Source organism: Salipaludibacillus aurantiacus (genome assembly GCF_900111295.1).
Classification (GTDB): Bacteria; Bacillota; Bacilli; order Bacillales; family Salisediminibacteriaceae; genus Salipaludibacillus; species Salipaludibacillus aurantiacus.
Window position 1 is genome coordinate 47,864 of the sequence record NZ_FOGT01000014.1, and the last position, 13,816, is coordinate 61,679.

The 13,816-nt window shown below is 42.3% G+C and carries 12 protein-coding genes; 8 read left to right on the top strand and 4 right to left on the bottom strand.

The features are described 5' to 3' along the window. Window positions 1–104: 104 nt before the first annotated feature. The 3 genes from BMW59_RS15550 to tnpA all read left to right on the top strand — a co-directional run bounded on the left by BMW59_RS15550 (window position 105) and on the right by tnpA (window position 3,493). Complete coding sequence (locus BMW59_RS15550; RefSeq protein WP_281244279.1) at window positions 105–1,238, top strand: MFS transporter; 1,134 nt, start codon at window positions 105–107, stop codon at window positions 1,236–1,238. A 156-nt stretch (window positions 1,239–1,394) separates the two neighbouring features. Next, the gene (locus BMW59_RS15555) at window positions 1,395–2,822 is read left to right on the top strand and encodes an aldehyde dehydrogenase family protein (RefSeq protein ID WP_093054168.1); all 1,428 of its coding nucleotides are present in this window, start codon (window positions 1,395–1,397) and stop codon (window positions 2,820–2,822) included. A gap of 215 nt (window positions 2,823–3,037) precedes the next feature. After that, window positions 3,038–3,493, top strand: coding sequence for an IS200/IS605 family transposase (gene tnpA / locus BMW59_RS15560; RefSeq protein ID WP_093054170.1), 456 nt, complete (start codon window positions 3,038–3,040; stop codon window positions 3,491–3,493). A 215-nt stretch (window positions 3,494–3,708) separates the two neighbouring features. Here tnpA and BMW59_RS21850 read toward each other — a convergent pair whose 3' ends face one another. Next, window positions 3,709–3,873: a hypothetical protein gene (locus BMW59_RS21850; RefSeq protein WP_177174380.1), complete on the bottom strand. Its 165-nt coding sequence runs from the start codon at window positions 3,871–3,873 to the stop codon at window positions 3,709–3,711. Between the two features lie 207 nt (window positions 3,874–4,080). Here BMW59_RS21850 and BMW59_RS15565 point away from each other — a divergent pair, with 207 nt between their 5' ends. Continuing rightward, window positions 4,081–4,566, top strand: a complete 486-nt coding sequence (locus BMW59_RS15565; protein WP_093054172.1) for a glutathione peroxidase — start codon at window positions 4,081–4,083, stop codon at window positions 4,564–4,566. Window positions 4,567–4,689: 123 nt separating this feature from the next. Here the strand turns inward: BMW59_RS15565 and BMW59_RS15570 are convergent, their stop codons facing one another. Beyond that, the gene (locus BMW59_RS15570) at window positions 4,690–7,038 is read right to left on the bottom strand and encodes an ABC transporter permease (protein ID WP_093054174.1); all 2,349 of its coding nucleotides are present in this window, start codon (window positions 7,036–7,038) and stop codon (window positions 4,690–4,692) included. Between the two features lie 12 nt (window positions 7,039–7,050). After that, window positions 7,051–7,749, bottom strand: a complete 699-nt coding sequence (locus BMW59_RS15575; RefSeq protein WP_342740325.1) for an ABC transporter ATP-binding protein — start codon at window positions 7,747–7,749, stop codon at window positions 7,051–7,053. 375 nt (window positions 7,750–8,124) lie between these two features. Between BMW59_RS15575 and BMW59_RS15580 the strand changes: the two genes are divergently transcribed. The 3 genes from BMW59_RS15580 (at window position 8,125) to BMW59_RS15590 (ending at window position 12,237) form a co-directional block, all read left to right on the top strand. Further along, the gene (locus BMW59_RS15580; RefSeq protein ID WP_245733158.1) at window positions 8,125–9,135 is read left to right on the top strand and encodes a LacI family DNA-binding transcriptional regulator; all 1,011 of its coding nucleotides are present in this window, start codon (window positions 8,125–8,127) and stop codon (window positions 9,133–9,135) included. 188 nt (window positions 9,136–9,323) lie between these two features. Continuing rightward, window positions 9,324–10,706: a PTS transporter subunit EIIC gene (locus BMW59_RS15585; protein ID WP_093054178.1), complete on the top strand. Its 1,383-nt coding sequence runs from the start codon at window positions 9,324–9,326 to the stop codon at window positions 10,704–10,706. Between the two features lie 79 nt (window positions 10,707–10,785). Beyond that, window positions 10,786–12,237, top strand: a complete 1,452-nt coding sequence (locus BMW59_RS15590) for a glycoside hydrolase family 32 protein (RefSeq protein ID WP_093054180.1) — start codon at window positions 10,786–10,788, stop codon at window positions 12,235–12,237. 502 nt (window positions 12,238–12,739) lie between these two features. On the opposite strand, the gene BMW59_RS15595 is transcribed toward BMW59_RS15590, so the two are convergent. Further along, the gene (locus tag BMW59_RS15595; protein WP_093054182.1) at window positions 12,740–13,420 is read right to left on the bottom strand and encodes a Crp/Fnr family transcriptional regulator; all 681 of its coding nucleotides are present in this window, start codon (window positions 13,418–13,420) and stop codon (window positions 12,740–12,742) included. Window positions 13,421–13,565: 145 nt separating this feature from the next. On the opposite strand from BMW59_RS15595, the gene BMW59_RS15600 reads away from it, so the two are divergent. Beyond that, complete coding sequence (locus BMW59_RS15600; protein ID WP_177174381.1) at window positions 13,566–13,775, top strand: glutaredoxin family protein; 210 nt, start codon at window positions 13,566–13,568, stop codon at window positions 13,773–13,775. The last annotated feature ends 41 nt before the right edge of the window (window positions 13,776–13,816 follow it).

A 13,816-nucleotide genomic window follows, 5' to 3' on the forward strand; every position in this document is an offset into this window, starting at 1 on the left:
TAAGCTTGGATATACATATTAATTCTTACAATGGCGAGGACCTAAGTGAATGTACTAAGTAACTAAGTAAAGGGATGTAAAAATTGACTATAGTTATCGTTTTTTTGACAGCACTGACTTATCAGCTGGTTCTCACCATTACACGCCCAATGCTTCCGCTCTATGCTACTGAGTTAGGGGCTTCAGAATTAACCGTTGGATTACTGATATCTGCGTTTGCTTTTTTTCCTATGATACTGGCAATTCATATTGGGAAGATGGTAGACAAAATTAGAAGTAACCTTCCAGTTGTGTTTGGGATAATAGGTTTGACTATTGGAATAGCTGTTCCGGCTTTTATTCCTTCTATATGGGCTTTATTTATCTCCCAAACAATCGTAGGGGTCTCTCAAATATTTATAAACGTCGGCTTACAGAATCTTGTGGGCTCTCATTCTACTCCAGCTACACGAGATAAACATTTTAGTTATTTAAGTACAGGAGTCTCATTAGGCTGGTTTATAGGTCCTGTGACTGGAGGCTATTTAGGTGAATTCTATCAATTTCAGGTTATATACACTTATACATTATTCTTTGGTGTCCTGGCCTTGATTATTGGGATGTTTTTGCCTAAAGGATTCAGCCAAAATAAAGGGAAACCAAAAACTGATAATAAAAAAGAAGGCACGTTTAATTTATTAACTGAGAAGAAAGTAAGGCGAGCCTTGATCACAAGTGCTCTGGTGTTATATTCAAGAGATATTTTTATAGCTTATTTTCCTATATTTGCCTCAGGCCAAGGGTATTCCACTTCGGAGATAGGATGGATTATATCAATAAAAGGATTAGCCTTGGTATTAGTCAGGTTTTCGCTGCCATTTTTGTTAGATAAATTAGGACGGGACAGGATAATCGTTTTCTCATTATTAATGGGAGGAGCATCTTTCGCGTTATACCCGATCCTTGGTCATTTCTATTTGTTTATTTTACTGGCAGTGATGATGGGAGCTGGCTTAGGCTGTGGTCAGCCCTTGTCGATGAGTATTGCTTATAATGCCGCTCCGGAAGCAAGAAAAGCAGAGGTTCTCGGATTACGTCTTTCTGTTAATCGGGCTTCTCAGGTGTTTGCTCCCGTTTTATTTGGATTAGCAGGAACCATCGGGGGAATTTATTCAGTATTTTATTTAAGTGGTATATTTTTAGTAAGTGGCGCATTTTACTCAAGTAAAACGAAAGGTCAGGGTAGGGAAGAAAATTGAGTTCGGTCAAACACGGTCAATTAAATGACATGCGCCATACATCTTCACACCTCTCAAATGGTTTCACCCTGAGGTTCGCCGGGAAAAGGAGTGCTGTACACACATTTTTTGGAAAAATAAGAGAATGACACCATAAATGAAAAGGAGAGATGTCCTGTGCGAAACGAGACGAAACATTACATTAATGGTGAATGGGTGGAGTCGAACGGTTCTGAGACGATTGACGTTATTAATCCGGCCACCGAAGAAGTGATGGGGAAGATCAGTTCAGGGACAGTAGAAGATTTGGATAAAGCCGTTAAGGCTGCACGTGCCGCGTTCCCTTCTTTCTCCCGATCGACGAAAGAAGAACGGATCCAATTGCTCAAAAATATCGCGGAAGGTTATGAGAAAAGGAAAGATGAGCTGATCAGCGTCATGACAGATGAACTCGGTGCGCCGCTTACCGTGTCGGAGGAAGTACATTATCCGATGGGGCTGGGGCACTTTCAGCAGGCGGCTGATTCGCTCGCTGACTTTTCGTTTTCAGAAGACAGGGGCGGCCATACGCTTCTAAAAGAATCGATCGGAGTGAGCGGCCTGATTACACCGTGGAATTTCCCGACCAACCAGGCTTCAACTAAAATAGCCAGTGCGATAGCGGCAGGAAGTCCGATTATCCTGAAACCGGCCTCTAAGACCCCTTTTGCGGCGATGATTTTGGCTGAGATCATTGATGAAGCAGGTGTGCCTAAAGGGGCGTTCAACCTCGTGAACGGCTCGGGATCAGTGATAGGAAATGGAATCAGTTCCCACCCTGGAATTGATTTCGTCTCCTTTACGGGTTCAGGAACTGTTGGTGAAAAAATAATGAAAAACGCTGCGGAAACAATTAAGAAAGTGGCACTGGAACTGGGCGGGAAATCGCCTATCATTGTCCTGGATGATGCAGACGTCGAAGAGGCAGCCAAAACAGCGCTATCCAATATTATGAATAACACGGGCCAGGTGTGCTCTGCAGGAACGAGGGTGTTTATTCCTCAGTCAATGAAACATTCATTTGAAGAAAGTCTCCTTGACCAGCTTTCAAACTTTCCTGTTGGCGATCCGCGGAAAGAAGGCATTGCTGTGGGGCCGCTTGTCTCAGAGGACCAATGGGAGACCGTTCAGTCTTATATTAAAAAAGGTGAAAAAGAAGCTACCCTTCTCACTGGGGGACCCGGGAAGCCGGAAGGACTGGAAACAGGTTATTACGCGAAGCCGACGATTTTTACTGATGTGTCTAACGATTCGGTGATTGCCCAGGAGGAAATCTTCGGTCCGGTCACGACCATTATAACTTACGATGGTGTGGATGAAGCGATTGAAATGGCAAACGATACCGTATACGGATTGGCAGGATATGTAATCGGAAAAGATCCGGAAACAATCAAGTATGTGGCATCGAACATCCGGGCCGGCCGCATTAAAGTCAATGGTGAAAAAACTGATTTCAACGGACCGTTTGGCGGTTTCAAGCAATCCGGCATCGGCCGGGAGTGGGGCGACTTCGGGATCGAGGAATACCTCGAGATCAAATCCGTCCACGGCATGCCGTCGTCATAAAAAGCGTATCAGCCTCAACTGACAGGTTAGGTTTGGGGTACAGAAAGAGCCCGGGGAACAAATCCTCGGGCTTTTAATGATTACGTCTTTTTAAACCACAGGCTCTGCCTGTGTGAAAATTAACCTTTAAGGGTGGTAACAGAAAAAACTCCTCTCGTTATAATAGAAGATGGCCGCCAAACCAACTTCTAATAATGAGAGGAGAGATGCTCGTCATGCCGAGCGACAATAGTCTATCACACACCAGATGGAATTGTAAGTATCATCATATTGTGTTTATCCCAAAATTTAGAAGGAAAATAATATACGGGAAATTAAGAAGAGATGTAGGTGCGATATTAAGACGATTATGTAAGATGAAGGACGTCGAAATAATAGAAGCTCATGCAATGCCGGATCACATTCACATGTTAGTAAGAATTCCACCCAAGATGTCTGTATCGTATTTTATGGGTTACTTAAAAGGAAAAAGCTCGTTAATGATCCATGATAGGCATGCCAACCTGAAATACAATCATGGAAACAGAACGTTTTGGGCAAAAGGATATTACGTAAGTACAGTAGGTCTGAATCAAAAAACGGTGGCAAAGTACATTCGAGAGCAAGAAGCAAAAGACCGTTTGCGAGACAACATGAGTAAGCGAGAATATGTAGATCCATTCAAAAAATAGAGAGAGATAAACGGTTGGCGGTCAATTAAGAGGCCTCTTTAGAGGCTAAGTTGGTAGAGTGCCCTTATAGGGCGAAATTAAAACCGCCCGTTTTACGGGCGGATACTTACTTTTAACTGTTTTGACTGCTATAACTGCTAAAAACGCCACCCCGCCACTAAAATGGACATAAACCTGAACCAGGCAGGCTACTGAACCTCTTGCTTATAATATCTTTACTGCATTTTCCTTTTTTCAGCAAATAACAAAATGAGTGTGGCCAATGGGCCCAGTAAAAGTGACAGTATAAACCAGTTTAACCCTGTTCGATTCTTCCCTTGTGCAAGTCCGGCATTAATCAGTGCAAGGGTGCCCCAGCCAACAAAAAATTGGTTTTCCATCTTCTGTCCTCCCCACAATTCAGTATTTTCCCGGTGGTAATATTACCTAATAGATTATGTATTTAACTACTATTCCACTTTATCATAAATATCCAGAAACTCTCCTGACGAAGTTTTGAATTTCGTAAGGGCTTGAGCAAATTTCTTTTAACCGCGCCGTTCGGGGATTATGATAAAAGAAATCATAAATCCAAGGAGGAGATCTGAATGACTGCAACGGTACATGATTTCTCAGTTAAAAAGCCGGACGGGACGGAAGTCTCTCTCGAAAATTATAAGGGCCAGCCGATAGTCATTGTAAATACCGCCACTAAGTGCGGGCTTTCAGGACAGTTTAAAGATCTTGAGCGGCTTCATCAGACATATAAAGATGAAGGGCTTGCTGTTCTTGGTTTTCCATGCAACCAGTTTATGAACCAGGAGCCGCTGTCTGATGACGACATGACGGCTGCATGCGAACGGAATTTCGGGGTAACTTTTCCACTGTTTGCAAAAATAAAGGTGAACGGTGAGGATGCCCATCCGCTTTACAAACATCTTAAAGCCTCCCAAAAGGGGGTCCTCAGCTCCGAAATTAAGTGGAATTTCACAAAGTTTCTTGTGGACAAGGAAGGAAACGTGGTCAAGCGCTACTCGCCCCAGACCTCCCCAAAAAAGATGGAGGAAGATGTCCAGGGACTTCTGAATAAGTGATCTTAAAAAGCCTCCCGCAGTGATGCGGGAGGCTTTTGTATGAACCTCTAATTACCTTATTGGCTGCGTTTTTGACCAATTATTGTGGCTAAGCTTGTAAATCCTAATGAAGTCAGGAAACGCCTACTCCTGATACGTTTTCAACACTTCCTGCAGAGGGACTTTCGCGATTTTTCGCCGGGAAATCCAGGTGCTTGCAAAGAAGAAGATGATAATCATCAGGAAACTCCAGATGACATAGGATAGCTGGAAATCAAGCGGGATAATTACCCCGTATTCTTCTGCAAAGAAAGTCATCATAACGTCCATAGACAGGATGGCGATCGGCAGGCTGACAAGATAAGAGAGGACGGCGTAGACAAAATAGCTGTTCAGAACCATTGAATTAACCTCGCGGCGGCTGTAGCCCATCACTTTAAGAAGCGAAATGGTATAATAGTTTTTCTCAACGGTAAAAGACGTCAGGACGAAGAGGATGCTCCCTGAGATAACACCGGCTCCCACAATCATAATAGTGGTCACGAGCGAAATAAAACCATCAATGGACTGGGCCGTGTCTATCATGCTCTGTTTACTGATAACAGCGGCATAGGCCTCGTCATCCGGCTCCTCCAAGGCATAAATCCCCGTGTACAGATCCGCCCTTTCACCATCAGTCAGAAGCAGACTTAATTTTTCGATATCAACATAAATCGTATCACTCGCGTATTCATCTGCAACGGCTTGGACGGTGAGTTCAATATCATCCTGGATCAGTTGGACAGAAATCCGGTCGCCGGCGCTGATATTCTGCTTAATGCTAAGAGACCTGGTGATGACAGCGCCCTCATCGAGAAGACTGGTGAGTTCAATGCCGGAGGCGTCGAAAAGATGATACAGACGGTTATCTGTTTCAATCCCGTGTAACGTGACCGCTTCACCTCCAAGCTGGGCGTAAGGATACTGCAGGAAGATGTCGTCCTCATCCCGCAGCTCTGTCGGCTCATCCTCCGGGTTGATGAACGCCTGGTACTGGAAGTCGGATTGTTCGTATACATCAACCGTTAACCTGTCTACCATCCCGCTCATCATAAGAGCGAAAATAATCAGGATCGTGGAGAACATGATGCCTGTAAAAAAAATCAGAAAGCTGCCGGTGCTTTTGACTGCCTGCAGGTATTTAAACTTCGTCTGCGCATTGGCATTTTTTAATAGCCTTCCCACTAGTCTTGTGAGTCTGTTGACTGACGAATTTTGCGGCGGGTGCAGCAATACAAGCGGCCCGTCGCTGAGTATTTTGGAAATAATCAGGCCGGACACTGCCGTGAAAAAGGCAAACGGAACGACAATCGCAATGGCGAACACGATCAACTGCTGGCTGATTTCCACAGACGGAAGCAGATAAAATTCAAGGTACAAGTCTCTAAGAGGTTCTGCCAGAAACAGGCCGAAGACATACCCGGCGGCAAGCATGATAAAGGCCATCACCATAATAGAAAGAAGGTAAGGTGAAGCAATTTGGCGTCTGCTGTAGCCGAGTGCTTTTAAAATGCCGATTTGGCCCCGTTCTGCCTGCAAAATGTTATAAATCATAATCGAAACGATAATAACTGCAATCGCAGCGATAAAAATGCTTAATCCTAAGGCGGTCGTTTTACTTGAGGACAGCTCTAGGTATATCCCGCCGCTCCTCATGTTGTTGGCGGTATCCAGAACTTGCGTCACAAAAGGAAGGTTCTCGCGGTCAAATGTGGTGTCAATTGTGTCACCGCCTTCCACGGCCCCGGCGTACCGGAACGTTTCCTGGGCGCTGAAAGATTCGTAGGCCGAATCAGTCATAAGCACAGTCGTCTGCAGGCCCGGATCTATATTTAACATGTTTTCAAACATTAACAGCGTATAATCCGGAAATAAGACAAACCCAGTGATTGTATAGTCTTTCCCTTGGACAGTCAGGCGGTCGCCCAGTTGAAGGCCGTTTTTTTCGGCATATATCCTGGCGATACCAATCTCATCATCTAACTCGGGCATCCGGCCTTCTTCCACATACGTCTGATTAATGGCGCCCGCATCTTTCAAAACCAACGTTTTCCGTAGTTCGCCGGCAATTGTTTCTTCCGCTGTTTTCGTTGGCCGGAGTTCAAGCTCTGCCCTTGGAAAGGCGTCCTGTATGGCGGCAGCCCGAGTGTCTAAAAGTTCGTCAAAGAGTTCGGGGCTTTCTTCTTTAATGCCGGAAAGTGTATAGATTCCTTCAGCCGCAAGTTCAGAGATGCCGGCCGGAAGGTCTTCGTCCGGGCTGATTACCTGAACCATATCGACTGAAAAATCTTCCTGTCTGTAGTCATCAAGATAATCTTCAGTCGGACCTTCGATGCCGCTCACCCCGTAAAACATCATCGTAAAGATCATCGAGCTGAGAATAATAATAATCCCGATCGCTATAAGCTGGAGCCACTTTTTCCCGAGTGTTTTTAGGACATTTTTGAAAAGCATAGTCTCCACCCCCTAGCCCCAGCTGATCTCCCGGGCAGATTTTTTCTCCTTGTTCATAATAAATTCAGTAATCTCTCCTGAATTCATCTTGATAACTTTGTCGGCCATTTCTGCGATTCCCGCGTTGTGGGTAATCAGTACGATCGTTTTATGGTAGTTATTATTCAGTTCCTGAAGCATGGCCAGCACGTTTTTGGAATTATGTTCATCAAGGGAGCCTGTCGGTTCATCACAGAAGATGATATCCGGGTTTTTGGCCAGGCTTCTGGCGATGGATACGCGCTGCTGCTCGCCCCCGGAAAGCTGATGGGGATACTTGTTTCCGGCCTCTTGAAGCCCGACCGCTTTGAGCAGCTCCTGACCATCCAGCGGATCTTTGCCAATATCCGCACCGATCTGAATATTATCAAGCACATTAAGATTTTGCAGAAGATTATACTGCTGAAAAATAAAGCCGAGATGCTCCCTTCTGAAAGCGGTCATTTCAGACTCGGACAGGGAGGTGAGGGCGGTGCTGTTAAACGTGATCTCACCGGATGTCACCGTATCCAGGCCGCTGATCACATTTAGCAGGGTGCTTTTGCCGCTCCCGGATGGGCCTAATATAACGATAAATTCCCCGTCTTCAATCGTCAGATTAATATTTTTCAAAGCATCTGTAGTTACGTCGCCATTTGTATATGTTTTAGTTACATCTCTAATTATAATCACCGCTGCCAGCCTCCTCAGAAAAATGATGCGCAACTTACTGTCTACTTTTATTATAGTTTAAATGCTATAGGATTATAAGAAGCGGGAGGGGAGGGGAACGGCACGGGACAGGAATGTTCACATAATCGTTAATTTGAAGTACGTGTTACTTGTCGAAAAATCCTTTAATTTTTGGCAGTGAAATGAATACTGTTTTATGATTAATAGAAACAGCTGGACGGGAGCCGCTGTTAAACTCTCAGGAACCTGCTCCCCTGAGCTGGGAATAGCGAAAGTTACTAAGGTAATGATTAAAGCATAGGAGGGAGGCACCTAAACCAAATTATTTATAGTATAATAATAACAACGTGGTGAAGTAGAAATAACAGTATGAATATGAATGAAAAAGCAGGTGAGACAATGGTCAGTATTAAGGATGTTGCCAAGGAAGCGGGTGTAGGACTAGGTACTGTGTCGAGGGTTATTAATAAGAGTGGGCCGGTGAAGGATTCTACCCGTGTGAAAGTTGAAAAGGCAATAAAAGCTTTGAACTATAAACCAAATGAAGTAGCCCGAAGTTTTAAAATGCAGCAGACTCATTCGGTGGCACTAATTATTCCTACTTTATGGCATCCTTTTTTCTCAAAATTTGCCTACCATACGGAAAAAGAATTGGCCGCCAACGGCTATAAGTTGATTGTGTGCAATTCACAGAACGAGGCAGAGAAGGAAATTAATTATATTTCTATGCTTGAAAAAAATAAAATTGACGGATTAATTACGATTACGTATACTCACGATCTGGACCAGTATATATCAAGCCATCTCCCTATTGTCAGCATTGACCGGCATTTTACCCAAGATGTAGTCTATGTGACGAGCGATAATGAAACAGGAGGGAAAGTAGCCGTAAAAGAGCTTGTTAAAAGGGGCAGCTGTGAGCTGGCTTATTTAGGAAGTGTGTCAGCGATAAAAAACGAATCTGTTAAACGAGTAGCCGGTTTTAAAAAAGAAGCGGAACTTCATAGGTGTAACTATCATACACTCGTCGTTGAGGAGCCTGTTAAAGATATATATAAGACTGTTTTGAGATTTCTGGAAGACCATCCGAAAGTAGACGGTATATTTGCCATGAACGATAAGTGGGCGAAAATTATTATTCGAACCCTAAAAGAATTAGGAAAGAACGTACCTCAAGATGTGCAGGTAATTGGTTATGACGGGATAACATCGAGTAAGGATGAGGAGTTAACATTTTCCACTATTAAACAACCGGTTCCTGACATGGCTGCACAGGCGGTCCAAGCGCTAATAAAAATAATTAAAGGCAAGGAAACTGAACAAAAAATTGTCTTGCCGGTCACTTTTTTCGAAGGAAACAGTACGAGATCAGAAAAGCAGGGTTGACATCGTTAAAAAAAAGAGTTAGTATTATGAAAAATAAAGCGTTTTCTAGAGGCGTTTTATTTTTTTACAACAAAGAGGAAACGTTTCCACTTTGTTGACTAATGAACCAATTGGTATTATAAAAATTTTTTTCTTAATTATGGAAACGTTTCCGTTTTTAATTGTCATCATTTTTGGGAGGTATTAAAATGGCTAAAGATGCTAAAAAAGTGACAACCGCCATAATTGAATCCTTAGGTGGAAAGGAAAACATCCGAAAAGTGTCACATTGTGCAACGAGACTGCGTGTTGAACTTTATGACGATCAAAAGTTTAATCAGGAGCTTTTGGACTCCGTTGAAGGGATAAGCGGCTATTTTTATAAAAGTGGCCAGCATCAGATTATTCTGGGGACAGGTTTTGTTAATAAAGTATATGACGAAGTAATTAAAGCAGGAGTGGCAGAGAGTTCAGAGGAAGAAGGAAAAGAAGATAATGGAGAATCCAATAAAACAACGATTCAACAACTGACTAAGACATTTGCCAGTATCTTCATTCCTGTCATTCCTGTCTTAATTGCAACAGGTTTACTGATGGGGCTCCGAGGACTGTTGGTGGACGGATTTGGAATGGAACTCTCAGAAACAGTATTGAATTTATCCCAAGTGTTAACTGATACAGCTTTCGTATTTATTCCTGTCCTTATAACATGGAGTGCCATGAAACAATTTGGCGGTTCTCCTATCATCGGTATTGCTTTAGGCCTTATGTTAGTATCCCCAATATTACCAAGTAAATGGGATGTCACATTCGATAATGCAGAACCGCTGCTGCTTACTGTACTTGGATTTGATTTACCTATAACAGGCATGCAAAGCACCATTTTGCCCGCTGTCTTTATGGGTTGGATCGCTGCACGAATTGAAAAAGCAGCTCGTAAGGTTGTGCCTGATCTACTGGATTTACTTCTGACGCCATTTATCACATTATTTGCTTCCATGATTCTTGGACTTGTTGTAGTAGGTCCCCTAATTTTGGGAGTGGAAGAGTTAATTTCGTCCTTTATTATGTTTTTCTTTAATCTTCCTTTGGGGATAGGCGGCATTGTTTATGGAGGAGCTATTCAGTTCTTAACGATAACAGGCATGCATCACACCATGGTGCCGATCAGTGTTCAAATGGTTGCTGAAACAGGGTTTGATCTTATTAATCCAATTGGTACCGCTGCTATTGCAGGGCAAGCAGGGGCAGGTCTTGCTGTCGTGATTAAGCAACGAAATCGTATTAAACGGGCTAATATGTTTGGTTCTGTCATTCCAACCTTTTTTGGCATAACTGAGCCGGTAATGTTTGCAATTAACCTTCCTAAAGTCAGTCCATTTTTATTTGGATGTTTAGGTGGAGCAGCTGGCGGGTGGCTTGCCTCACTTTGGGGATTGGCAGCCGCAGGAACGGGAACAACGATGCTTCCAGGGTTATTGTTATATTTAGGTGGCGGCTTCTTCCAGTATATGCTAGTCATACTTCTCGCTTTAGGAACAGCTTTTGTAACAACCATGGTAGCGTTCCGCGAGCCTGCAGTTAAAAAGTAATTTAGAAGTATATATCATTACCGCCAGCTCAGCAGTTTAATAGATTAGAAAAGCTGCTTAATTAGAAAGGATGCTTATTGTGCCGGAGTTTATCAATTTTGCTAATAGACAAAACAGGTTTTTGTCACTTAACGACGTCTCTCATGACTATTTACAGGAGATTAAAAATAAAACAAAGAGTGACCCCTATTATCCTGTCTACCATATTGCACCGCATCACGGTCTTTTGAATGACCCAAATGGCCTCTCTTTTTACAATGGGAGGTATCATATTTTCTATCAATGGTTTCCATTAGGGCCTGTCCATGGCCTTAAATACTGGTATCATGTGTCTACGAGCAACTTCATCGATTTCAAGGACCATGGGGTGGCATTGAAACCTGATCAGCCATTTGATTCACATGGGTGTTTTTCTGGATGTGCGATTACTGAAGAGGATGAGCTCCATTTATATTACACAGGCAATCGTGTTACGGAGGAAAATGAAGTTCATCAGTCTCAGGTTTATGCCAAACTGAAAGCGGATGGACAACTAGCAGATAAAAAAGTCATTGTAGAAACACCTCCTAAAGGTTTTTCAGAGGATTTTAGAGACCCGTTTGTGTTTGTAAAGAACAGAACCTACTTTATGCTCGTCGGAGGAAGACAAACGAACGGCGAAGGAGGCATAGCTCTTTTTGAAGGAGAGGATAAAGAGAATTTAACTTATAAAGGGACATTAAATACCAACTTTAATGGGGTTGGACACATGTGGGAGTGTCCGAATTATTTTGAACATAAAGAAAAAGGCATAGTGATTTTTTCTCCTCAAGGTCAATTGCCTAAAGACAAATATCATTTTAATAATGTGTTTTCTGTTGTCTATGCCATTGGCGATTGTTTTGATTTTGACGATGTCAGGTTTAATGCAGAAAAATATCATGAGTTGGATAAAGGGTTTGATTTCTATGCCCCTCAGATTTTTGAAGACGATAAGAGCCGCCACATTTTGATAGGATGGTTAGGTAATTCCAAAAACTCCTATCCGACAGACGAAAACATGTGGGCTCATATGTTAACGATTCCTAGAGAAATTCTAATAGAGTCCGGCCGTTTAGTTCAAAAACCGTTAAAAGAGCTTGTGGATCTGAGGGGTGAGGCTGTAAGTGTAAGAGGCGAGCACCGTTTACACACACAATCTTTTGAGCTTGAGGTCAATGCAGACCCGCATTTTGAAATGGTATTTATGAATAATGATGGGGATTATGTGACATTTTCTTCTAGCAACGAGGAGTATTGCTTGGATCGGACGCACATGACAGAGGTTTATGCGGTATCATATGGAACGAAACGGTATGCTATGCGAAAGGTGAAGAATGCGCATATAATTCGTATCTTTATAGATCGGTCAAGTTTAGAAATATTTTGTGATAATGGTGAAACGGTGTTTACGAGCAGAATATTTATAAAGAATTTAACTACTTTAAAAACATCTGGCGTAACAGGTGACTTATATAATTTAAAACCAATTCATTTAAGTGAAAAGAATTAGCGGTATCAATCTTCTGATTTCGGGAAAAATCCCAGCTGAAAATCCGGGAGAATTATTTTCTTTGGAACTGAAGAAGCGGTGCAAGCGGAAAGTGTCCACCTGCTTTGTCAATATCACTCGCTATATAATTAGCTTTTAAAAAGGGCTGTTAGAAGACTTCCTTAACAGCCTGCCGCCGTCATTTATTGACGGCGTTTTTTTATGTGGTCGAAAACAGGAATATTCGCCCTTCGCTATTTTCATAAAAAAACGTTTGCCATTGTGCTGATTTTTTACAAATAAATATGGACTTTCTCAAAGGGCCAATGTCTAATGCCCAAACGAAGGCATAAGCCAAAAGAAAGGTAAAAAGACCCCGCATCCAATGCCTGACCGAAAACCAAAACAAAATCCCAACCTATCCAATCCAACCCTCCCACACAAATTTACTCAGTGTAAGCTATCGTACAGAATCCCTTTTCAACTTAAGATAAAATATGAAATTAAAAACTAAATTGAGAAATTAATAGTCGTTCAGAAAATCGGTTACTTTTTCAGCGTTTACAGAAAAATGCAGTTTTTTCTTAATATACCCTTCTTTTTTCAGCTGGCTAATAATAGCGCTTGTCGTTTCTCTAGTAGAACCAATCATATTGGCGAGGTCATGGTGGGTTAATTTCATGTTAATCGATTGCCATTCGTTTTTTCGTTTACCGGTTTTTTCACTAAGGTGCAGGAGTAAGTACAAAAGACGGTATTTCACATCACTTAAGGCGATTTTCTCACTTAGACTATACAATTCTTTTAAACGAGAGGAGAGGATGTTTATTAATTTTAAAGCAATCTTCGGATTTTTCTCAATAAAACTTTCAAATTCGTCTTTACTGATGACACAGACGTACGTATCCGTCATGGCTTCTGCAAAAATCTGATCATCTGTTAAAGTTAAGGAAGAAGTTTCACCAAAAATATTGCCGTCAACCAGCACATCAACGGTAAACTGTTTACCGTGCTGATTGCTTCGAAACAGACGGACTTGTCCTTTTTTTAGCAGAAATAACGCGTCTAAGGGACGATCGGGTGATAAGATCATGGTGCCTTTTTTTATAGGTTTCATTTCGCTCATCTCATCAATGACCTTTAATTCATCCATTGGCAATTCATCTAACAGGCTAATTTGAGAGAGGTACGTTAGTTTATCCATGAGTTCCTCCTTGAAGGTTTGTCTTTGGCACACACCAGAAAGTTTACGTGTTAAAGGGCTAAACTGCAACCTGATTGGTCGTGTCTATTAAGCCATGGATCTGACCCTGTGTTATGTTGTGATAACAGCCGGAGGGAGGACCGCCATGAACAACGTTGTGCTTTATACCATACCGGGATGTATGAAGTGCCATTATGTAAAAAAATTATTGTGTATTAAAAATATCACGTTTATTGAAAAAAATATATTTGATAATTCGGCAGCCCGGTCAGAATTAATGGACATAGCGGGTAGAATTACTCCGCCAGTGCTGTCTGTTAACGGACAAATCATTACTGAGTATGATAACCTCTGAATGCATGATCAATACGGATACCTGCCTATTATGAAAAGGAG